This is a genomic window from Limnobacter litoralis (genome assembly GCF_030160455.1).
Lineage (GTDB): Bacteria > Pseudomonadota > Gammaproteobacteria > Burkholderiales > Burkholderiaceae_B > Limnobacter > Limnobacter litoralis.
Genome location: NZ_BSOJ01000020.1, coordinates 1 through 23,962 on the forward strand (window position 1 = coordinate 1; position 23,962 = coordinate 23,962).

The 23,962-nt window shown below is 54.2% G+C and carries 19 protein-coding genes; 11 read left to right on the forward strand and 8 right to left on the reverse strand.

Translation table 11 applies throughout. The annotated features are described in order from the left end of the window. Positions 1 to 279 precede the first annotated feature (279 nt). Positions 280 to 1,047: a 3-hydroxybutyrate dehydrogenase gene (locus QQJ87_RS10305; protein WP_284281672.1), complete on the reverse strand. Its 768-nt coding sequence runs from the start codon at positions 1,045 to 1,047 to the stop codon at positions 280 to 282. A gap of 94 nt (positions 1,048 to 1,141) precedes the next feature. Here QQJ87_RS10305 and QQJ87_RS10310 point away from each other — a divergent pair, with 94 nt between their 5' ends. Both QQJ87_RS10310 and QQJ87_RS10315 read left to right on the forward strand, forming a co-directional pair. Next, positions 1,142 to 2,002 carry an alpha/beta fold hydrolase gene (locus QQJ87_RS10310; protein ID WP_284281618.1) on the forward strand — a complete coding sequence of 287 codons (861 nt, stop codon included), beginning with the start codon at positions 1,142 to 1,144 and terminating at the stop codon, positions 2,000 to 2,002. A gap of 30 nt (positions 2,003 to 2,032) precedes the next feature. Continuing rightward, a complete protein-coding gene (locus QQJ87_RS10315) occupies positions 2,033 to 4,327 on the forward strand; it encodes a RelA/SpoT family protein (protein WP_284281619.1) in 2,295 nt (764 codons plus the stop codon). A gap of 19 nt (positions 4,328 to 4,346) precedes the next feature. Here the strand turns inward: QQJ87_RS10315 and ppk1 are convergent, their stop codons facing one another. After that, the gene (gene ppk1 / locus QQJ87_RS10320; RefSeq protein WP_284281620.1) at positions 4,347 to 6,485 is read right to left on the reverse strand and encodes a polyphosphate kinase 1; all 2,139 of its coding nucleotides are present in this window, start codon (positions 6,483 to 6,485) and stop codon (positions 4,347 to 4,349) included. A 146-nt stretch (positions 6,486 to 6,631) separates the two neighbouring features. On the opposite strand from ppk1, the gene ppx reads away from it, so the two are divergent. Then, positions 6,632 to 8,134, forward strand: a complete 1,503-nt coding sequence (gene ppx / locus QQJ87_RS10325; protein WP_284281673.1) for an exopolyphosphatase — start codon at positions 6,632 to 6,634, stop codon at positions 8,132 to 8,134. Here ppx and QQJ87_RS10330 read toward each other — a convergent pair. Then, positions 8,116 to 8,889, reverse strand: a complete 774-nt coding sequence (locus QQJ87_RS10330) for a GNAT family N-acetyltransferase (protein WP_284281621.1) — start codon at positions 8,887 to 8,889, stop codon at positions 8,116 to 8,118. The genes ppx and QQJ87_RS10330 overlap by 19 nt on opposite strands. A 297-nt stretch (positions 8,890 to 9,186) precedes the next feature. Here QQJ87_RS10330 and QQJ87_RS10335 point away from each other — a divergent pair, with 297 nt between their 5' ends. After that, entirely contained in the window at positions 9,187 to 9,396 is a 210-nt protein-coding gene (locus QQJ87_RS10335) for a cold-shock protein (RefSeq protein WP_284281622.1), read from the forward strand. Between the two features lie 62 nt (positions 9,397 to 9,458). Here the strand turns inward: QQJ87_RS10335 and QQJ87_RS10340 are convergent, their stop codons facing one another. Further along, positions 9,459 to 11,237 (reverse strand): hypothetical protein, encoded by a 1,779-nt coding sequence (locus QQJ87_RS10340; RefSeq protein ID WP_284281623.1) that lies wholly within the window; start codon positions 11,235 to 11,237, stop codon positions 9,459 to 9,461. Positions 11,238 to 11,366: 129 nt separating this feature from the next. Continuing rightward, complete coding sequence (locus QQJ87_RS10345; protein ID WP_284281624.1) at positions 11,367 to 12,041, reverse strand: haloacid dehalogenase type II; 675 nt, start codon at positions 12,039 to 12,041, stop codon at positions 11,367 to 11,369. A gap of 224 nt (positions 12,042 to 12,265) precedes the next feature. On the opposite strand from QQJ87_RS10345, the gene QQJ87_RS10350 reads away from it, so the two are divergent. The 5 genes from QQJ87_RS10350 to QQJ87_RS10370 all read left to right on the forward strand — a co-directional run bounded on the left by QQJ87_RS10350 (position 12,266) and on the right by QQJ87_RS10370 (position 18,827). Beyond that, positions 12,266 to 15,544, forward strand: a complete 3,279-nt coding sequence (locus QQJ87_RS10350) for a PAS domain S-box protein (RefSeq protein ID WP_284281625.1) — start codon at positions 12,266 to 12,268, stop codon at positions 15,542 to 15,544. Positions 15,545 to 15,589: 45 nt separating this feature from the next. Continuing rightward, positions 15,590 to 17,218, forward strand: a complete 1,629-nt coding sequence (locus QQJ87_RS10355) for a methyl-accepting chemotaxis protein (RefSeq protein WP_284281627.1) — start codon at positions 15,590 to 15,592, stop codon at positions 17,216 to 17,218. Positions 17,219 to 17,338: 120 nt separating this feature from the next. Then, complete coding sequence (locus QQJ87_RS10360) at positions 17,339 to 17,641, forward strand: ArsR/SmtB family transcription factor (RefSeq protein ID WP_284281629.1); 303 nt, start codon at positions 17,339 to 17,341, stop codon at positions 17,639 to 17,641. A 22-nt stretch (positions 17,642 to 17,663) separates the two neighbouring features. Beyond that, positions 17,664 to 18,158, forward strand: a complete 495-nt coding sequence (locus QQJ87_RS10365) for an arsenate reductase ArsC (protein ID WP_284281630.1) — start codon at positions 17,664 to 17,666, stop codon at positions 18,156 to 18,158. 12 nt (positions 18,159 to 18,170) lie between these two features. Next, positions 18,171 to 18,827 (forward strand): aquaporin, encoded by a 657-nt coding sequence (locus QQJ87_RS10370; RefSeq protein WP_284281632.1) that lies wholly within the window; start codon positions 18,171 to 18,173, stop codon positions 18,825 to 18,827. A gap of 183 nt (positions 18,828 to 19,010) precedes the next feature. Here QQJ87_RS10370 and aceA read toward each other — a convergent pair whose 3' ends face one another. Beyond that, the gene (gene aceA / locus QQJ87_RS10375) at positions 19,011 to 20,327 is read right to left on the reverse strand and encodes an isocitrate lyase (RefSeq protein ID WP_284281634.1); all 1,317 of its coding nucleotides are present in this window, start codon (positions 20,325 to 20,327) and stop codon (positions 19,011 to 19,013) included. 356 nt (positions 20,328 to 20,683) lie between these two features. On the opposite strand from aceA, the gene QQJ87_RS10380 reads away from it, so the two are divergent. Then, positions 20,684 to 21,379 carry a hypothetical protein gene (locus QQJ87_RS10380; RefSeq protein WP_284281635.1) on the forward strand — a complete coding sequence of 232 codons (696 nt, stop codon included), beginning with the start codon at positions 20,684 to 20,686 and terminating at the stop codon, positions 21,377 to 21,379. On the opposite strand, the gene rraA is transcribed toward QQJ87_RS10380, so the two are convergent. Both rraA and QQJ87_RS10390 read right to left on the reverse strand, forming a co-directional pair. Further along, a complete protein-coding gene (gene rraA, locus QQJ87_RS10385; protein ID WP_284281674.1) occupies positions 21,331 to 21,822 on the reverse strand; it encodes a ribonuclease E activity regulator RraA in 492 nt (163 codons plus the stop codon). The genes QQJ87_RS10380 and rraA overlap by 49 nt on opposite strands. A gap of 53 nt (positions 21,823 to 21,875) precedes the next feature. After that, on the reverse strand, positions 21,876 to 22,898 hold the full coding sequence (locus tag QQJ87_RS10390) for an AraC family transcriptional regulator (RefSeq protein ID WP_284281636.1): 1,023 nt from the start codon (positions 22,896 to 22,898) through the stop codon (positions 21,876 to 21,878). Positions 22,899 to 23,030: 132 nt separating this feature from the next. Between QQJ87_RS10390 and QQJ87_RS10395 the strand changes: the two genes are divergently transcribed. Next, a complete protein-coding gene (locus tag QQJ87_RS10395; protein ID WP_284281637.1) occupies positions 23,031 to 23,915 on the forward strand; it encodes a metal-dependent hydrolase in 885 nt (294 codons plus the stop codon). Positions 23,916 to 23,962: the final 47 nt, after the last annotated feature.

The window sequence follows — 23,962 nt, forward strand, 5'->3', positions numbered from 1 at the left end:
CAAATCCCTCAACGGGAAGGCTGCATAGTTCGAGTTAACGTATCCATTAAACGAGGGCAAGGTCATTGTGCGGATGAAGGAATTGAATAATTGGCATACGTTAAAAAAATTTTGAATTTGTGCAACCCCAAACCTTAGCGGCAATAAGGTTCTCAAGCAAAAAACAGGTCCGGTCACAATGCAGCAGCAACAACGCTTCAACTTCAAGCTGTTTTTAAAATTCAAATTTAAAAACCCGCCACAAGGGCGGGTTCCAACATCAAAGTACTCGAATAAAACTTACTGCGCCACCCAACCGCCGTCCATGTTCCAGGCTGCGCCGCGCACCTGCGCCGCGTCGTCTGAACACAAAAACACGGCCAGTCCGCCCAACTGTTCGGGCGTTACAAATTCCAGCGACGGTTGCTTTTCAGCCAGCAGTTCAATTTTGGCCTTGTCCACGGAAATGCCTTCGGCTGCGGCGCGTTTGTCGATTTGCGCCTGCACCAGTGGGGTTAGCACCCAGCCTGGGCAAATGGCGTTGCAGGTTACGCCGGTTTGCGCCGTTTCCAGCGCCACCACTTTGGTCAAGCCGACAATGCCGTGCTTGGCCGCAACATAGGCTGACTTGTTGGCCGAGGCCACCAAGCCATGGGCCGATGCAATGTTGATGATGCGGCCCCAGTTGCGTTCTTTCATGGCCGGCAAAAACAGGCGTGTGGTGTGAAAGGCGGCACTCAGATTGATGGCAATTACGGCGTTCCACTTGTCGACGCTGAAACTTTCAATGGGTGACACATGCTGAATGCCGGCGTTGTTCACCAGCACGTCGATGTGACCAAACGCGGCTTGTGCCTCTTTGGCCATGGTTTCGATCTCGTCGGGCTTCGACAGGTCGGCACCTGAATAAGCCACTTTTACGCCGTGGGCTTCAATCGCTTTCTTGGCCTCGGCAATCTGTTCTGCCGTGCCAAAACCGTTCAGCATGATGTTGCAACCTTGGGCAGCAAGGCGCTGGGCCACGCCCAATCCGATTCCGCTTGTTGATCCGGTGACCAGGGCATTCATCTCGTTGAATTTCAAATTTGACCTCTCTGTAGTTGCTTGAACCGTGAAATACTGTCAGCCTGATGCATAAACGAATTCAGGAGAATAGGTAATAATGCTGACAGCGCGCTTGCACACCGTTCAATGGTTAAGCCCCGAAGGACTGCACAACTTAGGCTACCGCGAGTGGGGCGACCCCAGCAATCCGAATGTCCTGTTGGCTGTGCACGGCCTGACTCGAACAGGTGCTGACTTTGAGACACTGGCGCAGGCGCTGGGTTCAAAATACCGCATCGTCGCCCCCGACATGCCGGGCCGCGGCCTGTCCGACTGGCTGCCAGCCGGTGCCATGTACGTCATTCCTTTTTACGTCAGTGCCTGTGTGGCCTTGGTGGCCCGCATCAACCCCGGTCAGCTTGATTGGTTGGGCACGTCGATGGGCGGGCTGATCGGCATGGGGTACGCCAGCCTGCCGCACAACCCGGTGCGCAAGCTCATTCTGAACGACGTTGGCCCCAGCTTAAGCTTTGAAGCCCTGACGCGAATTGGCACCTACGTGGGCCAACAACAGCATTTCAAAACCCAGGCGGAAGCCCGGCAGTACATTCGAAGCATTTCCGAGCCCTTCGGACCCCATTCGGACGCCCAGTGGAACACCCTGTGCGACAGCGTGCTGGTGCAAAAGGACGGGCAATGGACCACCCACTACGACCCGGCCATTGCCGCGTCTTTCAAAGACCTGTCCAAAGTGACAGTGCAAGCCAACGAAAATGCTTTGTGGGCCGCCTACGACGCCATTTCTGCCCAAACACTGGTGGTGCGTGGCGAACATTCCGACCTGCTTTCTCGCCAAACCGTGACCCAAATGGCCAACCGGGGCCCAAAGGCCCGGTGCGTCGAGGTGAGCGGAGTAGGCCATGCACCCACATTCATGCAAGCGGACCAAATCAAAATCGTCGAGGACTTTTTGAATTAGAATAGAGCCACGATCAGCTCAAGGTCCAACATGGTTTCTGTTTCCTCAACGCTCGGGTCTGAAGTCAACGGCGACGCCAGTGCCGCCGCGCTTTACCAGTTGAACAAAACCGACGCGGAACGTGTGCAAGAGGCGCTTGAATACGCCAAAAGCCACGTGGGCGACCAACTTCTGGACACTCAAGAACTGGCCATCAAACACATGCTGGGCGTGGCCGACCTGCTTGCCGAACTGCGAACCGACGCCAACACCCGCATTGCCGGTGTGCTGGGCCCGCTGGTGTTTTTTGACAAACACCTGGAAGCCCGAATGGAGGGCAAGTTCGGCGAAGAAGTGGGCCGAATGTTGGCCAGCCTGCGCAAGCTGTTCAAAATGCGCTCCATGATTGGCCCGCACGTGGGCACCAACACCATTCAAACCCTGAAGTGGGCCGATCAAATCGAAACCCTGCGCAAAATGTTGCTGGCCATGTCCACCGACATTCGCGTCATCGTGATCCGCCTGTGCTCACGCCTGCAAACACTGCGACACTTCACCAGCCACCCCGACATCAAGGCTGAAAAAGGCAAGCTGTGGCATTACGCCCTTTCACACGCCCAAGAAACCCTCGACCTGTACGCCCCTCTGGCCAACCGCCTGGGTTTGTGGCAGGTCAAATGGGAACTGGAAGACCTGTCGTTTCGAATTCTGCAGCCGCAAACCTATAAAAACGTGGCGAAGATGCTCGATGAAAAGCGCATTGAGCGTGAGCAATTCATCGATTCCGCCATGGAACTCATCAAGAGCACCCTGGCCAAAGCGGGCATCAGCTGCGAAATATCGGGCCGCCCCAAACACATTTACAGCATCTGGAACAAGATGCGCGGCAAGGGCATCAGCTTCGACAAGCTGTACGACGTGCGGGCCTGCCGGGTTATCGTGAAAACCATCGACGAGTGCTACACCGCGCTGGGCATTGTGCACAACCTGTGGAAGCCGATCGAGCAGGAATTTGACGATTACATCAGCAAACCCAAACCCAACGGGTATCAATCGCTGCACACCGTGGTGCAAGACGAGCACGGCAAAACCCTTGAGGTGCAAATTCGCACCGAGGAAATGCATCAGTTTGCCGAATACGGCGTGGCTGCGCACTGGCGCTACAAAGAATCGGGCCGTGACGGCTACGAGGGCGAAAGCCGCGCCGAAGGCCGGTTTGAAGAACGCATCGCCCTGCTGCGCCAACTGCTGGCGTGGCAGAAAGACGTTACCGACACCATGGGCGAAGCCAACGACTGGGCTCAAACCCTGAAGACCAGCGCGCTGGATGACCGCGTTTACGTGTTCACACCCCAGGCCAAAATTGTCGAACTGCCCATGGGCAGCACGCCGCTTGATTTTGCTTACCACGTGCACACCGAGCTGGGCCACCGCTGCCGGGGTGCCAAGGTCAACGGCCAAATGGTGCAGTTGAACACCGCGCTTGAAAACGGGCAGACGGTGGAAATTGTCAGCGCGCGCGCCGATTCCGCCAGTGGCCCTTCGCGCGATTGGCTCAACCCCACGCAGAAATACCTGATCAGCCACCGCGCTCGCCAAAAGGTCAAGCAGTGGTTTGCCCAGCAAGAAAGGCGTGAAACGCTGGAACGCGGCCGCGCCATTGCTGAAAAGGAATTGCAGCGCATTGGGCAAACCGCCCAGAACCACGATTTGCTGGCGCAGAAGCTGGGGTTCGAGAAGGCCGAAGACCTGTATGTGGCCCTTAGCCGGGAAGAAATACGCCCGCGTGCCATTGAAAACAGCCTGAAGCCGCCGGGCAGTCAGGAAGGTCCGCTTTCAGAGCAGGAACAGCTGGAGATTATTCAAAAGCGCGCCACCACGAAAAGCGACACGCACACCGGTGAATCGGGTGTGCTGGTGGTGGGTGTCAGCGCGCTGATGACCAACCTGGCGCGTTGTTGCCGCCCTGCCCCACCCGACCCCATCATAGGCTTCGTGACGCGCGGCAAAGGCGTTTCCATTCACCGCTTGGGCTGCACCAACCTGGCCGAAGTAATGCGCACGCACCCCGAACGGCTGATTGAAACCACTTGGGGCGACGCTGGCGGCGGCCTGCATTACCCTGTGGACATCGTGGTCAGCGCCAACGACCGCCAAGGCCTGCTGCGCGACATCACCGAGGTGTTCTCGCGCGACAAAATCAACGTGATTGGCGTGCAAACCGAAACCCAGCGCGGTGTGGCAAAAATGCAGTTCACTGCCGAGGTCAGCAGCGGCGCGCAATTAAAAACCGCACTCAGCCACCTGCTGGAAGTGGACGCCGTGTTTGAAGTGCGCAGGCGATAGCAGCCGGTTTTATTCCACCCTAATCCGCCGAAGGCACTTCAAGCAGCGGGTCTTTGAAATTCACAGTCAGGTTTGAAAGCAATTGCAGCTGTGCATGCACACGCCGCTTGCCCGTGGGCTTTTTGCGGGTATACGAACCATCCGAATGCATGCCCCAAGCCATCAGGTTGTCTGCCAGCAGCACCTTCAAACCTTCGTCCAGCACCCGTTTTTTCAGGCGCCTGTCGGTGATGGGCACGGCCAATTCCACCCGGCGGAAGAAGTTGCGGTCCATCCAGTCGGCGCTGGAAATGAACACGTCTTCTTGCCCGCCATTGTAGAAATAGAACACGCGGCTGTGCTCCAAAAGCCGACCCACCACGGAACGCACCGTGATGTGTTCGCTCAAGCCTGGTACGCCGGGGCGCAAGGTGCACACACCGCGCACAATCAGGTCAATCTTCACGCCCGCCTGTGAAGCGGCGTACAACTCGTTGATCACATGCGGTTCAAGCAGCGCGTTCATGCGGGCCATGATGCGGGCCTTCTTGCCTTCGCGGGCATTGTCAGCTTCTTTGCGAATGGCGGCCACCACATTGGCGTGCAGGTTGAACGGCGAGTTCCAGATTTTGTTGAGCTTTTTGGCGCGACCAAGACCAGTCAGGTGGTTGAACACCTCGTGAACGTCTTGCCCCAGCGCGTCGTCGCAAGAAAACAGGCCGAAGTCGGTGTAAAGCCGGGCCGTGCGCGGGTGATAGTTGCCTGTGCCCAAGTGCACGTAACGGCGCAGCACGGTCTTGCCTCCGTTTGATTTCTCTCGGCGCACCACCATCAACATCTTGGCGTGGGTTTTTTGCCCCACCACGCCATAAATGACGTGGGCACCCACTTGCTCCAGCTTGGACGCCCACTGAATGTTGGCCTCTTCATCGAAGCGGGCCATCAGTTCCAGCACCACCGTGACCTCTTTGCCTGACCGGGCCGCCGCCAACAACATTTCCATCAGCGCGGAATCAGTGCCGGTGCGGTAAATGGTCTGTTTGATGGCCACCACGTGCGGGTCTTGCGCCGCACGCTTGATGAATTCCAAAACCGGGTTAAAGCTTTGGTAAGGGTGATGCAACAACACATCGCCTTTTTGAATGGCAGCAAAAATGTCTGGCTCGACGTTCAAAGCGGCGGGCAGGCCCGGCGTGAATTGCATGAACTTCAGATCAGGCCGGTCGATCAAATCAGGCACCTGCATCAAGCGCACCAGGTTCACTGGGCCGTTAACGCGATACAAAGCCTGTTCATTCAGATTGAATTCCTTCAGTAGGCGACGCACCATGGATTCAGAGCACTGGTCTGACACCTCCAAACGCACAGCATCGCCAAAGTGACGCTGACTCAGTTCGCCCTGCAAAGCCACGCGCAAGTTCGTAATTTCCTCTTCGTCCACGTACAAATCGCTGTTGCGGGTTACGCGGAACTGGTACACCCCATGCACCTCCATGCCCGGAAACAGATCGGGCACAAAAGCCTGCATGATTGAGGTCAACAACACAAAAGCGTGAGGATGACCGGAAATGGCCTGCGGCATGCGAACCAAACGCGGCAATGCCCTGGGCGCTTGCACAATGCCCACCCGGGAAGCCCGCCCAAACGCGTCATTGCCCGACAATTCAACTGCAAAATTCAAAGACTTGTTGAGCACGCGCGGAAACGGGTGCGCCGGGTCAAGCCCGATGGGTGTCAGCACTGGCAACACATCCGATTTGAAATATTGCTTGGCCCAATGCGCCTGTTCTTCGTTCCACAGATTGGTTGTTAAAAACACAATGCCTTCGTTTTTGAGGGCAGGCATGACTTCCTGATTCAACAAACGGTACTGCAGATCCACCAGTTCCTGTGCCTCTTGCGACACACGGCGCAGTGTTTCAGCCACAGTCATGCCGTCGTTTTCAAAAAAATCGGGGTTCTGGCGGATTTGTTCCTGCAGGCCAGCCACGCGAATTTCAAAAAACTCATCCAGGTTGCTGGACACGATGCACAGGTAACGCAAACGTTCCAGCAGCGGAATGTGTGGCTCCTGCGCCATCGCCAGCACGCGGCGGTTAAAGGCCAACACGCCCAACTCGCGGTTCAGGTACAACTCTTTGTTGGGTTGTACATCAGACACTGGCGACACTTTCAACATGCAATTGCCTTTGGTAAATACCTTGAAACCATCATCTTATTGCAGAATTATTACAAACATTTGAAAGCCGCTGAACGCCCCGTTCAAGCCAAATTTGTCATGCATTTGTGGCATCCTTTGGCAAAGAATTCACTTTGATGCAGAACATGCCAAGCCAGCCCCAATTCATAGCCTCTGTCGACATGGGCTCCAGCAGTTTCCGAATGATTGTTGCCCGCGTTGAAGAAATCAACGGCCAACCTCAAATTTACATCATCGACAGCCTGCGTGAACCGGTTCGATTGGGTGCTGGGCTCAGCGCCTCCAAGTTATTGGATGAAGATTCCCAGCAAAGGGCCATTGAAACCCTGAAACGCTTCGGCGAACGAATTCGTTCATTCGACTCTGACCGTGTGCGTGCGGTGGCCACCAACGCTGTGCGCGTGGCACGCAACGGGCCAGAGTTCATCGCACGGGCCGAACAGGCGCTGGGGTTTGACATTGACATTATTGCGGGGGTTGAAGAAGCACGGCTGGTGTATTGCGGCGCAGCCCATCAGCTGCCACTGGGCCAGGGCCGCAGGCTGGTGGTGGACATCGGCGGCGGCTCCACGGAATTCATCATCGGCGAAGACTACGAGCCCATCGCCATGGAAAGCCTGTACATTGGCTGCGTGAGCACGGCGCAGGTGCACTTCAAAGACAGCACCATCACCGCCAAAAGCATGAAAAACGCCATTTTGAGTGCCCGCAAGGAAATTACAGTGCTGCGCCGCCAGTTGGCCGACATGGGCTGGACCCATGTCATTGGATCATCGGGCACGGCGCGCGCACTGGCTGAAATCTGCGTCAGCAACGGCTTTACCGAACACGGTATTTCCGCCAGCGCCTTGGAAGCCATTCGCAAACACGTCATTGAAGCCGGTAATTTGCAAAACATCACCCTGCAGGGCCTGAAAACTGACCGCCTGCCCATGATGCCCGGTGGCTTGGCCATTATGTGCGCCGTGTTTGAAGAGCTGGGCATCGAGCAGATGGAAGTGACCGAAGGCGCACTGCGCCAAGGCATTTTGTACGACCTGCTGGGGCGCACAGCCAGCCACGACATGCGCGAATTAACGGTTGCGCAATTTGCTAACCGCTACAGCATTGACCCTGAACACGCCAAGCGTGTGCAAATTCTCAGCGAGCAGTTTTTTCAGCAATTGATGAACAATGGGCCAGATTTGTCGCACCAGTTGCACCTGCTGCGCTGGGCTGCCACCCTGCACGAAATCGGGCTTTCGATTTCACACAACGGGCATCACAAACACGCCGCTTACATACTGGGCAATGCCGACATGCCCGGCTTTACCAGCAAAGAACAAAGCCAGCTTGCCACCTGGGTACTGGCTCACAATGGCAAGCTGAACAAGGTCAGCGGCATCGCCAACGACCCACGCGAATGGATTGCGCCCCTCAGCCTGCGGCTGGCCTGTCTGTTTTTGCGCCGCCGGGACATGGACGTGCTGCCCGACATCAAACTGAAACTGCAGGAAAATGGTGTGAAGTTGAGCCTGCCTAAACCCTGGCTGCAAGCCCACCCGTTGACCCAATACGGCCTGGAAACAGAAGCCGATCAATGGAAAAAAATAGGGCTGAACCTTGCGATTCAGACAAACCCGAAGTGACGGGCGTAACGCTCGCTCATTTGGTCAATCGACAGCAACATCAAAAAGTCTGCCGTGTTGAAATCAGGATCCCAAGCGGGCTCGCCGCACACCTTGGCACCCAGGCGCAAGTAACCTTTCACCAAGGGTGGCGGCTCAATGCCGACGTCACAACGCAGGCGCTCAATCGGAAGGCGGTTTTTCGGGAAGACCTGGCTTTTGGCTTCGGCCATGTAGGGTTCCAACTGTTTGTACAGGCTTGCCGCCTGGTGGCCTCCGTCGCGCAGGCTGACGCTGGCGCAACCGATCAGGTGCTTGTAGCCACCCAACTTCATGTACTGCGCAATGCCCGACCACAACAGCATGATGGCACCGCCACTGCGGTAATCAGGGTGCACACATGAGCGCCCCACTTCCACGGTGCTTGCACGCAGGCGTTCAATGCGGTTCATGAAAAACTCGGTTTCCGAATACCAGCACTTCAGGCGGGCTGCGTTTTCAGGGGCGAGAATGCGATACGTGCCCACCACTTCACCGGTGTCGGTGTTTCGCACAATCAAATGGTCGCAGTAGGCGTCAAACACGTCATGGTCGATGCCATTGGTACCCAACATGGCACCGTATTCTTCAGAGAAAATATTGAAGCGCAGCTTTTGTGCTTCCAGCACTTCACTGGCGTTTTTGGCCAGACACACGTCCAGCGCAGGGCCTTTTGAGCGGGCTGGCGTGGACAAATACAAGGCGTCGCGTAGGGATTCTTGTTTGAATGCTTCCATCGCAGGGTCTCATTGTTAGAACAATGGCCCTGACTTTACGGACGAAAGATGACAGACAGATCAAAGAAATATGACGTAACTGTGAAACAAAAGTGCAAAACGGATCAAAAAGCCCCGCATACCGCAAATGTTGCTTGACAGACGCCTGGATTACTCTAAACTGCAAGAAGCAAAGAAATATGGCGCTACGTCAGGTCAGTTCAAATCCAAGCCCAGCTTGTCGCGTGTTCTGTTTCTCGATTTACCCATTTTTTTAGCTATTTCGTTCAATTTAGTTTAGAGATCCAGGATATAGATATGTCTGATACAGTAGTAGGCCAAGTAAAATTCTTCAATGAGTCAAAAGGCTTTGGCTTCATTTCACGTGCTGACGGTCCCGACGTGTTCGTGCACTTCAGCGCCATTCAGGGCAACGGCTTCAAAACACTGGCAGAAGGACAAAAAGTGTCTTTCACAGTGACACAAGGCCAAAAAGGTCCTCAGGCTGAAAACGTTGTGGCTATCTGATAGACATATCGTATTCAACAAAAAAGCCACCCTCGGGTGGCTTTTTTTTATGCCCATCTAATTTATATCCAGCGTACAGGCGGCATGCCCGGGGGTGCCTTCTGGTAATTGATTGGGGCCTTGCTGTCCCCTTTGTATCCGCCCATGGTTTTTAAAGCGCCCACCAACATGGCGGAAATGACTGCCCCAGCCGCACTGATTCCCAACATTTGAACTGCAGTGCTGCTGATATTGACAGCCACCTTGCCACCCAGTTTGAACAGTTCAATTCCGCTCAAGGCGTTGCCACACCCGAAGAAAATACCGGCCCAGGCGAAGCCTGAAACCAGCCGTCCGAAGCTGAAACTGAGGCTGCGTGAATGAATACCCCCAGTGCATTTGGCCTCAATCGCCCGATGCGCGGCTGCGAAAGGCCGGGTCAACAGATAGTTGGTTGACATGGCCACGCCAAAACTGAGTACGTAGGCCAGTTTTGCGGCGCAGCCCCCCCCTCGCACCCACCAGGCATATTGATGGGGATTGCTGAGTATGCGATCGACAGAAAATGGCTCCTCCAACTTTCGAGTCTTTTCAACTCTGGACCTGGACGCTGCCAGCTTGTCCAGTTTGCCTCGGAGAATGGCCACCCCTTTCTCGATGTTGGTTCGATGGTTGTTAAAGCCGTCATCACCAATGTGTGTTTCAGTGCGCGCATGCTCAAGCAGGTTGGTGATTTTCACGAAATCACGTTCGCGGCTGGCCAGGGTTCGACGGTCTTGACGCTGTTGTGCATTCAGCCAATTGCAACCCTCGTCTGACAATCCATTTTTGAGTGTGAAATGCCGGCCCAGTACCCGTTCAACTGCCCGTTCTGCAGCGTCCTGATCGCCGTTGGCCCTGACTGCATCAAGCAGGCCATTGAACAGAGCCGCCCTCGGACTGTCCGCTTTGTCATGAATATTCAAAGCGCGACGTAGAAGGTGCAAGGCACCAGGTTGTGAAATTGCGCCCCGCAATACCCGCACAAGCCGCTGCATGTAGCGCTGCCTGTTGTTGTCAATATGGGCCAGCATGGGGTCGGTCAGTCGATCGTGCTTCATCAAAGCTGCACTGCCCAAACCCAACAGGTAGGTGATGCCCCCCAACAAGCCTGAGACAGCGTCCAGTTTGGCAAGCAGCTTGACTGCCTCCTGGGGGGCAAAAGCTGACCACCCATCCCCCATGGCTTTGGTCACCAAACCGAAGATGGCGGCAGAGACCGCGATGGCAATCACAGGCAGGCACACAAGCAGGCGTGCGTAAGACCTCAAACTGTGATCTTTTAAGGTTGGAGTAATCAGCAGTTTGGAAATCTTGACACTCAGACCGGTTGGTGCAGCAGCCAGTTCATTCAAACCATCTGTGAAGTGGGCCGATCGCGTCAAAAACATGGCCCAACGGTTTCTGCCAGACTTGCCGAGTGTCATAAATGGCTTTTCGGGATCCTGCTTACCCGTGATGGATTTGCGCAGGCCATTGCGTAAGCCGGGGTTGTAGCGGATGAAGTCATTGCGGTAAACGCGACTTTTTAAAGTGTCATCGTCGTTCAGGTCGGCGGGCTCGCCACGAATCACTGCCCGGTATCGGGCAGCCACCAACGCAGCCGCAGCGTGCTGGTTCGATTCGAAGTAGGAACGTTTGTAACGTTCAACCGCTGTGTTGCCCATGACCCAGTTACAGAACCGGTCGAAACGATGGATGGCCTGATACGACCCCTGCCCACGCAGTTCGTAACCAGCTTTTTTCGCAATGTGATTGCGAATTGCACTTTCATCGACAATGTCGTTTTTAGCCGTCAAGGCGGAAAAATGTACACCGCTCACTGTGTTGCTTCCTGCTTGATATGAATCAACAGGACTGACAGGCAACTTTGTTGTTTTGGCCAACTTGCCATGAACTGGGGTGAAATGCAAAAAGCAGGCTCTGGCATCACCCCAAGAGGTGACGTATCTTCAGGACAGGTTCAGTTGTTCAAGCACTGCCCTGAGGCTGTTGCCCTGGCGAACGGGCACCACATCCAGACGCTCCAGCGGCAAACCAAGCCGGTTGATCCAGACGGTGTCCAGGCCGAACCAGGTCGCGCCGCACACATCCCAACAGTTGCTGGATACAAACAAGGCCTCTTTGACCTCCACGCCAAAGTAATCCAGTCCATATTGATAAACCCGTGGATCGGTCTTGAAGGTTTGAAGCGGCTCCACGGACAGCACAGCGTCCAGCCAGTCAGTCATGTCTGCCGCGGACACCGCAGTGTCCAGCATTTTGATGTTGCCATTGGACAGAATGGCGGTTCGAATGCCGCTTCGCCGCAGGGCTTGCAACACTTCTACGTTCTCTGGATAAGCCCTCAACCGGGCGTAACAGGCCAAAAGTGCCTGCCGTACATCCGGGGTCAAATTGAGTTTTAAAGCCTCGCAGGCAAAGTCCAGCGCGTCTTCGGTGATGTTCCAAAAGTGTTTGTAACGCTGGCTCAAAGCGCGCAGGCGGGTGTATTCGATTTGCTTGTCTCGCCACAACAGCGCCAGTGCCTTGCCCTGCCCGGGAAACGCGGATTCAGCCTCGTCGGTGACTGAATACACATCCAACAAGGTGCCATACGCGTCAAACAAGACCAGTTTTTTACTCATTCCTCTCTCCAGCGTTGCATCAATAATGCAGTCCATTGTAGTCAGTCAGGGCAAACCCCTACCAGTCTGATAAACCCTTGGATGCCGCGTCTTTGCTGAAAATGACAAGAAGACCTTGAAAAGTCGCCTTTTCTCGCCCTTGGCTGTTAGGGGGGGCGTGTTTCAATATCACTCGTATTGCTGCCCAAACCGTAGGCAGTTTCTCCTCAAGCAGGAAAGTCCGAGTGAAGTCGTCTGTCAGAATTCGAAACCAGTGGATATTGGTCACCACCGCAGTCGTGGGTGTTGGCACTGCCCTGCTTTGGAGTTCAGTGGCTGAATACAACCGCATTTTGCAACGCAGCAGTGAAACCAGCACCCTTCAGACCCAACTAATCCAAAAATTCATGGTCGATGGCCTGGGCGAGATCGTCCACACATTCGATGCGCTGGGTGGGGGCATTGCTCAGTACATGCGGGATCAACAATCCAGCAACCTGCGATACCAGCTCGAACTGATTAAAACCGCCAATTCAAACATCGATGAAATTGTAGTTAAAGACATCAAGTACCAGACTGTCGCCAGTACGCTTAGAAATCTTTCAATTGACTCGCCCGATCAGCCAGACCGCCTGTCGGTGTCTTTGATGAAGCGCGCCAATGGCAGCAACAACCTGATTGTGAATTACCCGGTTCAGGATTCGAATCACAATACAGTCGCCTTGGTACAAGCCAGACTTTCGCGAGACTTCTTTAGAGACGCAGTCAAGGTTGCACGCGTCAACAACCGATCCACTATTCAATTGCTGAACGCGCAAGGGCAGGTGGTCGCAATAGACCCACCGGGCGACATGGATCTGTTGTCCCTCAAAGGTTTGTTCCCCAACCTTGCGACAGACGCTGAGCTTAAGGGTGTCAGGGTCGACTCCGGTCAAAGAAGCGGGCAGTTTTTGACTCGTATACCCCTGAAGTCGGTGAACAAGAGACCCATCGACCAGCCCCTGTCTGTGGCTGTCTGGGTCAACCCCGAACAAGACATTGTGGCCTGGAAGAACGAGGCGAGCATTCAGGGCATTCTGTATCTGCTGGGATGCGTGCTGACTTTTATATTGATGAAGCGACACACCCGCCTGCAAAGAAGGCGGGACGAAGAGCGCCACCGCACTCGGGAAGCCCTGCGTTACAGTGACGAGCGTTTCAAGCTGGCCACCAACAACGCTGGCATTGGCGTCTGGGAATACAACATTCAAACCAGGACGATGCGCTGGGACTCGTCCATGCGGCAAATCTACGGGGTTGAGGGCGACGAGGAAATCATCGACTTCAACCAGTGGATGGGATTTTTATCTGCGCAAGATGCTCCCAAGGTTCAGGGCATTTTTCAAAGCGCATCGCAGGTGGCGGAAGCCTTCGACACCTCGTTTACCATTCAACGCGCCAATGACCGGAAGAACCGTCACATACAGGCCAGAGGAATGACCTACCTGGATGAGGATGGCAAACCGCTGCGCATTGTGGGTGTGAACGTGGACATCACCCTTCAGAAGCGTTTTGAGGACGCCTTGCGAGAGGCAGAAGAGCGCTTTCGTTCGTCCTTTGAATCGGCTGCTGTCGGCATGGCCATGGTGGGTCTTGATGGCCGGTTTATCCAGGTCAACAAAGCCTTGGGAGAAATCATCGGCTACAGCTTCGATGAACTTCTGAAGCTGGATTTTGAATCGATTACCCATCCACAAGACCTCATCAGGGACAACCATTTGTTGGCTGAACTGATGGAGGGCACACGGCAAAACTATCAGATGGAAAAGCGGTATATCCACAAGGATGGTCGCGTGGTGTGGGTGCATTTGTCCGTGTCGGCCGTGCGAAATGAAAAGGGCCGCGTGCTGTATTTCATTTCACAAATCCAGAACATCACAGAGCGCAAGAAAAACGAGGCCGCATTGATTGAGCGGGAACACTTTCTGCGCACCTTGTCAGAATGTTTGCCTGGCCTGGTTTCCTATTGGGGAACGGACCTGCACTGCCACTTTGCCAACAAAAACTACGAAGAGTGGACTGGCGTTCCCATCGAAAAACTGCGTGGCGTACACATGCGCAAAATGTTGGGTGAAGCCATGTTTGCGAATGATCTGTTGCACATTCAAAAGGCACTGGCAGGCGAGCCACAACGGTTTGAACGACGCAAACGCAAACCGGACGGCACATTTGCCGACACCCTGATCCACCTGATACCCGACGTGCTTTACGGGCAAGTCGAGGGTTTTTTCTCGCTGACCACTGACATCACCGATTTCAAAGCGCAGCAACGCGAGCTGGAGCGAATCAACCACAAACTGATAGACCGCACTGAACAGGCCGAGGCTGCCAGCCGCGCCAAAAGCGTCTTCCTGGCCAACATGAGTCACGAAATTCGCACACCCATGAACGCCATCATGGGTTTGCTCCAATTGCTTGAGGACACCGAGCTGCAACCCAGCCAACGCGATTACCTGAGCAAAATCGGCTCGGCTGCGGATGTGTTGTTGAACGTGTTGAACGACATTCTGGACACCTCACGCATTGAAGCCAACCGACTTGAGTTGACGGCCAAGCGATTCGAGCTGGACCAGGTTTTGAGCAAAACCAACGATTTGTTTGCCTATCGAGCCGAAGAAAAAGCAATTCAGTTGTTTGTGACCAAGGCCCCCGAGTGCCCGGTCAGCCTGATTGGCGATCGGCTGAGACTTGCCCAGATATTGAACAACCTGCTGTCAAATGCGCTGAAATTCACTGAAAAAGGCCACATCCAGGTGAAAGTGGAGCCGATTGAAGGTGGCCGTCAGCTTCGCTTCATGGTGAAGGACACCGGCATTGGCATGACACCCGAACAATGTGCCCAACTGTTCAAACCATTCAGCCAGGTGGACGACAGTTCCTCACGCCGTTACGGCGGCACAGGACTTGGTCTGTCCATCTGCAAAAGCCTGGTGGAACTGATGGGCGGCAAAATCTGGGTGGAAAGCCGCCCTCGCTCCGGCACGGCGTTTATTTTCACGATCGACAACGTGGAGCCCGAATATCAACAAAACAATGTACTGGCCTCCATTCAAGACAGCCCATCAATCACGACGAGCGAACGACCTGCGCCTGAAGCGCGGCCTCTGGCTGGAAAACGCATTCTGGTTGTGGACGACCACAAACTGAACCGCATGGTGGCCCGTGAAATGCTGAGCAAATGGGGTGCTGCCGTCGAAATGGCAGTCAATGGTCGAGAGGCAGTGGAGCGCTGCCTGATGGAACCCTTTGACCTGGTCTTGATGGACCTTCAAATGCCTGAAATGGATGGCTTTGAAGCCACCTCAAAAATTCAGGAGGCCCTTGGCAACAAGGCACCTCCCATCGTGGCCGTAACCGCATCGGCCACGGAACAGGACCGGCTGGATATTCTAAAAGCCGGAATGTGTGAACACGTGATCAAACCCTTCAAGAAAGAGACACTTATCCGGATCTTGCTGGGCGTGAATTACGAAAAAACCGCTTAAGACTTATAACTCAAAAGCAAAACAGGAACCTACCAAGGAGCAATCATGTTTCAATCCATTCGAGCAAAGCTGACGCTGGGTTTTGCAATCGTCATCTCACTTACAATCATCACAGGCGCCCTTGGTCTGGTCAGTGCCCAGCGAATCAAGTCTGCCGCGCAGGCCAATGAAGACACCCACACCACCCTGTATGAACTGGATGCCATCTTGCGCAGCCTGTTGAACATCCAGACGGGTGAACGGGGCTTCGCAGTGACTGGCGATGAAAACTACCTGGAACCTTACAATCTGGGTACCTCCAGCATCGGTGCACATTTCAAAAAGGCTCAGGACATGCTGCAGGGCAAGCCCGAGCAACTGAAAAAGCTGGAGAGTATACAAACCACATACAAGTCCTGGCTGAAGTTTTCAGAAGACGAAGCCATCAGCCGTCGCAAGCAACTGAACAACAACGTGATTGACCCTGTTACCTTTCAAAATCTGTACACATCCATGTCTGGAAAACCGGCCATGGACGAAATGAAGCGCGTACTCAATGACATGAGCGAGACAGAAAAGAAAGTACTGAATGAGCGCATGGCTGCCAATGAGAATGTTTACAAAGGTGCCATCGCCATGATTGGTGCGGGCGCACTGGCTGCGTTGCTGGTTGGCCTTTTCGTGACATTCACGCTGACACGTTTGCTGAAGACGAAACTGAACAATGCAAAAACATCCATCGATGCCTTGGCCAATGGCAATTTGAGCGCACAGGTGCGCAGCAACAACCGCGATGAAATTGACTTGCTGCTGACAGCCCTTGGCAAAGCGCAAACCAACTTACGCAACCTGATCAACGGCATTCGTGAATCCGCACAGGCACTGAGCAGCAGCGCAGCGCAAGTGCGTGAAACTTCGGGCAGCATGGCCAATGCAGGCAGCGAACAAGCCGAGGCCACCTCTTCCATGGCGGCTGCCGTTGAGGAGCTGACTGTCAGCATTTCCCAGATCTCAGAAAACTCGCACGACGCATCAAGCACAGCCAACTCAGCCCGTGAATCTGCTGATTCAGGCATGGTGATACTGTCCAATGTGGTGCAAGGCATCAATCGCATTGCACAGGCTGTACAGGCCAGCGCGACCTCCGTTGAAAGCCTGGAACGTCAGTCAGCCGACATTTCCGAAATCATTTCCACCATCACTGAAATTGCAGAACGCACCAACCTGCTGGCACTGAACGCCGCCATTGAAGCGGCCCGCGCGGGTGAAAGCGGCCGCGGCTTCGCAGTGGTGGCCGATGAGGTGCGCAAACTGGCCGAACAGACCAAAGGTTCAGCTGACCGTATTTCAGGCATGATTTACGAAATCCAGAACATCACCAAAGACGCGGCCAGCAACATGACGAACTCAGTCGGCTTGGTGCAGGAAGGCATTGAACAAGCCGACCAGGTGAATGCGACCATTCAGAACATCAAGGATGAATCGGATCGCGTCAGCCAGGCGATTGAAGCCATTGCCGTGTCCATGAAAGAACAGTCGAACGTGAGTGTCGAGATCAGCCGCAACGTGGAACGCGTTGCACAAATGACTGAAGAAAACACCGCCGCCGCGCAACAAAGCACGCAAGTGGCCGAGCACCTGTTCACGGTGTCTGGCAACTTGATGAATGCTGTGAAAGCCTTCAAGACCGAGTAAAAACCCGCATTAGCAGCCCCATCTTCTTGGGGCGGCCCTCCTTCTTTCCTGACCCCCATTGCTGTGCATTCATGGAATTGACACACTTTCGGTTTACTATACTTCCATAAAGGTGGAATTATGGAAATAAAAGAAACTGTCAAACAGCTTTCCGCATTGGCTCAAGAATCGCGTCTTCGCATTTTCAGGGCCTTGGTGGTGAAAGGCCCTGAAGGCATGACCCCTGGCCAGTTGGTGGACCAATTGGGATACCCGCCTGCCACCCTGTCTTTTCATTTGAGGGGTTTGCTTCAGGCCGGTCTGGTTACCCAAACCCGTGAAAGCAGGCACCTGTACTACAGCGCTGATTTCAAGCAGATGAACGCACTGGTGAATTTTCTGACTGAAAACTGCTGCTCGGGCCAATCTTGCAACAACTCATAAACGAATCTTCGAGAACACCAACATGACATTCAATGTACTGGTGCTTTGCACCCACAACTCAGCCCGTAGCGTGCTGGGCGAAGCCATGGTAAACCACCTTGCCAAGCGGCTTGGCAGGCCATTCAAAGCGTACAGTGCGGGCAGTTCGCCCAGCGGGCGGGTCAACCCCTTTGCATTGGAAGTGCTCCAACATGCAGGTATTGACACCGCTGGCGTGCGCAGCAAAAGCTGGAACGAATTTGCCCAGTCCGATTCACCCCAAATGGACATTGTGATTACGGTGTGCGACAGCGCTGCGGCTGAAACCTGCCCCTTTTGGCCAGGCGCACCCGTGAAGATTCACTGGGGATTTCCGGACCCCTCCCGCGCACCGGGAGATGACTCTGCCAAACGCATTGCATTTGAAATCACCCGACAAGCGATTGGCTACAAAATTTTGCAACTGATGGCCTTGCCGATTGAAGCAATGTCTCAGACCGAACTCCAGGCGGCGCTGAATCTGATCGCAAACTCCTGACTATTCATTGACATGCAGCATTCACTCCGTGCCCGTCTGTTGGCCGAATTCGCGGGCACAGCCTTGCTTCTGTGTGTCGTCATCGGCTCGGGCATCATGGGCACAAACCTGTCGCAGGGCAACGATGCCATTGCCTTGTTGGCCAACACACTGGCGACTGTATTCGGACTTTATTTCCTGATCGAGGTGTTTGCCGACGTCAGTGGGGCACATTTCAACCCGGCGGTTACGCTGAGCATGGTCATGTTGAAAAGACAAGCCATCGCAGAGCTGTTTCCTTACTGGTTCGCTCAGTTGAGTGGTGCCGCTGCTGGGGCATGGGTCGCCAACGGAATGTTCGGTTTGCCCATGATTGAATGGTCAACCAAGCTGAGAACAGGGCCGGGAATATGGACTGGCGAAATTGTAGCCACCGCTGGTCTGCTAATGGTGATTTTGATGAGCAAGCCGCAAAAGGTGTCGTCCACAGTGGCGGCTTTCATCGGTGCGGCCTACTGGTTCGCGTCATCGACATCCTTCGCTAACCCTGCTGCGGTGTTTGGCCGAATGTTTTCAAACACGTTTGCCGGCATTCAACCGGGCAATGCGCCTGCATTCGTGGTTGCGCAAGCGATGGGTTTACTTTTGGGCGTTGGCGCCTACAAGTTATTGATTGGACGCGTAAAATAAAAAGCCCGGCGAGTTTCTCACCGGGCTTGCAGCGCTTGCTGTTCAGCCTTCTTTTGAAGGCTTGGCAAGGGGAAAATACTCTATTGGTTTTATTGAGTTTGTCTCCTCTCCCCCCTCTTACCATTCGGGTTACTGCATCACTCGACGCAGGTTACAGCCTCAAGCCCGAATGGTCAATTCATTTCAGTGAAACTGCTCTTCTTCTGTAGAGCCTGTCAGTGCGGTCACTGAAGATGTACCGCCCTGGATCACTGTGGTTACGTCGTCGAAGTAACCAGCGCCAACTTCCTGCTGGTGTGACACGAAGGTGTAACCCTGTTCGCGGGCCTTGAACTCAGGCTCTTGAACCATGTTGACGTAGTGCTTCATGCCTTCGCCACGGGCGTAAGCGTGTGCAAACTGGAATGTGTTGTACCAGTTGACGTGGATACCGGCCAGTGTGATGAACTGGTACTTGTAGCCCAGTGCGCTCAGCTCTTCCTGGAAGGAAGCGATCTGGCTGTCGTTCAGGTTTTTCTTCCAGTTGAAAGAAGGTGAGCAGTTGTAGCTCAGCAGCTTGCCTGGGTTCTTTTCCAGAACGGCTTGTGCGAATTCACGTGCAAAACCGATGTCAGGTGTACCTGTTTCACACCACACCAGGTCGGCGTAAGGTGCGTAAGCGATACCGCGGCTGATGGCCTGTTCCAGACCGTTTTTAACGCGGTAGAAACCTTCGGCAGTGCGCTCGCCTGTCAGGAATGGCTTGTCGTTGGCGTCGAAGTCTGAAGTCAGCAGGTTGGCGGCTTCAGCGTCTGTACGGGCCAGAACGATGGAAGGAACACCCATAACGTCAGCGGCCAGACGTGCTGCAACCAGCTTCTGGATGGCTTCAGCAGTTGGAACCAGAACCTTACCACCCATGTGACCACACTTCTTTACAGCGGCCAATTGGTCTTCGAAGTGAACACCGGCTGCACCAGCGGCGATCATGTTCTTCATCAGTTCGTAAGCGTTCAGAACACCACCGAAACCGGCTTCACCGTCGGCCACGATAGGCAGGAAGTAGTCGATTGCGTCTTCGGACTTCATCTTGCCGTCGCAGATGTTCTTCCACTGGATTTCGTCAGCGCGCTGGAATGTGTTGTTGATGCGGCGAACCATTTTTGGCACTGAATCGTAAGCGTACAGTGACTGGTCGGGGTACATGGTTTCAGAGCTGTTACCGTCAGCGGCAACTTGCCAGCCTGACAGGTACACGGCTTCCAGACCGGCTTTGGCCTGCTGCATGGCTTGACCAGCAGTAATCGCGCCGAAGGCGTTGACGTAGCCTTTCTTGGCGCCGCCGTTTACCTTTTCCCACAGCTTTTCTGCACCGCGCTTGGCCAGTGTGTACTCAGGCTGAACGGAACCGCGCAGACGAACCACGTCTTCGGCTTTGTAGCCGCGCTTGACCAGTTTCCAGCGTGGGTTTGTTTCCCAATCTTTTTTGAGTTCCTGAACTTGTTGTTCGAAGGTTTTCATGTGCGAATCCTCAGCGAAAGTATTAAAAAAAAGAAACGGTGTGCCAGTTCGATCACGGCCTGGGTGCTGCTTGACAGGGGTGGTCACTGCTGTGAGTGACATCGACTTGGTGAATGACGTGTAGTGTACTGCGGCTTTCGCAAAGCAACAAGAGTTATATCTTATACAAGACTTTTTCGTGATTTGAATAAAATCAATAACTTAAAACACATTTTTCTCGATATGAAATACTTTTTCTCTAAATGAAAAAGAGGGCACCCTCTAATTTATGCACTGCACACAGCTTGGTGCTTACCCTGAAAGGCCGAACTTTTTCCGAAACTCAAAGCACTTAGCTCGGATGGAGGACAAAAAGATTGAAATCAGACAAGCCCACCGGATTAATTGCCTTACAAGAAAATGCCGCGTACAGCAGGGCGAACCGAGCGCCCGAACCAGACCTGCCCGAGGGCCCTCTGAGACAGGCCGCACAGGCCATTTTCAAACAGGGCCTGTTACATGCCAAAGACAATTCAGGCCAAAACGCCGCAATGGCCCATGGCAAATACATTTTTGCGCTAGCACCCGATTCGATGCAAAGCGCAGACAAAACGCTGTTTTTACACAAAGCGCCCGAAGGTTTGAAAACCCGAACGGATGGATTCACCCATGCCTGTTTCAATGCGGGCGGACCAGTGCACACTGCGGGTGAACTTTGGGTGTACAAAGGAAAACCACTTCTGGCCAACAACGCCAGCGGACACTACAGGCCCCCAGCGCTCACACTGCGTGCATTTACTGAACATTTATTAACCAACGAAGTGGATATTCATTCACTGGTCTATCAAGAACAGCACCTCGAAAACAACGATGGTGAGACCATGCCCGACCAATACCGGTTTGCAGCTGGGTCGGGTAAGACTTTAGATCCTGATCAGATCCGTGCCGTACAACATCTGGAAGTGCAATTCGAAAAGATCTTGAAAATGTCCACTGAGGCAGTGTGTGCAACACTGCAGGCTCTTCAACTCAGCGACAGATCGCTTACCAGCACGCCGTCTTCATCCACATAAATCCAGTTGCCCGGTGACACGCGAACATGACCCAAAGCCACGGTGATGTTCTCGTGGCCAGCCCCGCGCTTTTCACTTTTTTGAGGATGAGCGGCCAAGGCGCGTACGCCGATGTCGCAGGCATTCAGCTCCAGCGTGTCACGCACACAGCCGTACACCACAACACCGGCCCAATTGTTTTTCTCAGCCAACACGCCGAGGTTGCCCCCCACCAGTGCGCAACGTTTGCTGCCACCGCCATCCACAACCAGCACCTTGCCCAGGCCGTCCTTATCCAGAGCGGCGCGCACCAGTGTGTTGTCTTCAAACACTTTCAGGGTGTGGGCCTGACCGGAAAACGCAGCCTTCTTGCCCCAGCTTTGAAACATGGGCTCAACAACGCGCAAAACGCCCTGCGCAATCAGGTTCTCATTGGCGTCGCATAAATCAGTGGTGGGCTTCATGGCCGGCTCCTCATCAAGGGTTGGTTTGTTCATGTGTGGCGCAGACTAGCGCATCAACTGCTGTTTTTCAAGCTGGGGGCCAAACGAAACTCCCGGGGTGTTTTGCCTGTCCAGCTGGCGAAGGCGTGCGTGAAACTGCGCCGGTCCGAATAACCCAGGCGCGAGCTGATGGTTTCAATGTCCAGCACCGATTTTTGCAGCATCTCGCAAGCCATGTTCATTCGGACACTGGCAAGCACATGGGCGTAAGTGGTGCCCTCCTCTTGCAACTGCCGCTGCATTTTTCGGGGGTGCATGTCCATTTCCATCGCGATTTTTTCCATGGGCAGGGAAAGCAGGCTGACTTTCGATCGCAACAATCGGGTAATCCGGCTGCTGAGTACACCGGGTTCACTGACTTTCAGCAAGCGATTAACGATCAACTCTTCAGCCTTGTTGTGCGCTGAAGGAATGCCCCCGGGCAATGGCTGACTCAATGAATTGGTGTCAAACACCATGCAATTCGCCGCTTGATCAAAGTGCACTGGCGTTTCAAAAAACTGGGCGTATTCATCAGGTGCTGTCTGGGCTGAATGCTTGAATTCCACTGACAACAAAGGGGTGGACATGGGGCTGATCAAGCGCATGAATTTCAAGACGGCCGCAGCAACGCTTTCCACAAAACCGGGCAAATCGTTGAATTCACCATTGCCCTCCTGAACCAGAATGTTCAGCCTGGCGTACACGGGCCCTTCTTCGGTTGAAAACGACAAGGCCGGGTGTAACAGTTGTGGCGCCCAATCAAACACCTTGATGGCGTCGCGGGGGGTGGATGCACTGGTCACAAAGGTCGCCAGTTCGGGCAGCCCATCAAAGTTGAAGGCATGCCCCAGCACCAATGGGAAATACTGCTTGGGCTGCTTGTCGGCAATGGCTTGAAAAAGGACAGAAAACCAGCGCAAGGACATGCGCTTTCGGGGGTCTGCAGTCATGTCGATGTCGATGCCGAGTTCTTGTAAAACCTGATTCAAATTGATGCCGCATGCGCGCGCCGCATTGGCCAGACTGGCCAGCATTTGAAAGTTAATGGTCTCCATACAGTGTCGGCCCCGGTGGGTTTGTCGTATTTTGTTCCTTTTTTGTCACTACAGATCATATCCTCAATTTGCACATCAAAGTAATCTTGATCTTGAAACAACACATTCATGCAATGCAGTACGGAGGTATCGATGAACAACAAGAAAGCCCAACATCGCGAAGACATGGTGGTTCGTAAAGACCTGGATTTTGATCTGAATGGCGACATTCCACGATTCTGGATGGACGGAGACCCCTTCAAAACCCGCGTGTTTGACGGTGTCCAGATGACATTTCCAGATGGCGAGCGTTACTTTATTTCCAGCGTCCGCTTGTTCAAAGACAAAATTACAGACCCTGAGCTGGCGGCACAGGTGAAAGACTTTTCATGGCAGGAAGGTCAACACGGCAAAGTGCACACCGATTTCAACAAGCGCTTGGCCGAGCAGGGTTTGCCCGTCGAGCGCATGATCAGTGTCGTCAAGAAAATCATGAATGGCCGGCTTGAAAACCGCTCGCCCGAATACAACGTCGCCATTACGGCGGCCCTGGAGCACTTTACCGCGATGATGGCCGAGATGTTCTTCGCCCGCAAAGAAGTGATGGCCGGTGCCGACCCCCGAGTGCGCGCCATGCTGGCGTGGCACGCCATTGAGGAAATGGAACACAAGGCCGTGGCATTTGACGTGATGCAAAAAGTAGCCAAGGTGGGTTACGGCATGCGTTGCCTGGCGATGGCGCACGCCATTTTTCTGTTCTCGTTGCACACCCTGGTGTTCACTTGGGTGCTGTTGCGCTACGACGGATACACAGGCTGGCGACGGGCGAAAGTCTACTTCAAAGGGCTTGCATGGCTGTTCGGCCCACGCAAAGGCGTCTACACGCGCTTGCTGCCCAAACTGCTGACTTATTTCAAGCCCGGATTTCACCCCTGGCAAGACCCCACCGTGCACAACTACGGCGTGTGGTTGGAGTCGTTCAACAAGACGGGCAACCCGGTTTTGGCGGGTGAAGCCATGTACCAGGCTGGCTATTGAACTTTCTGGCGCACTGAGCGCACACAACTCGGTGTTCCAGACTTTCA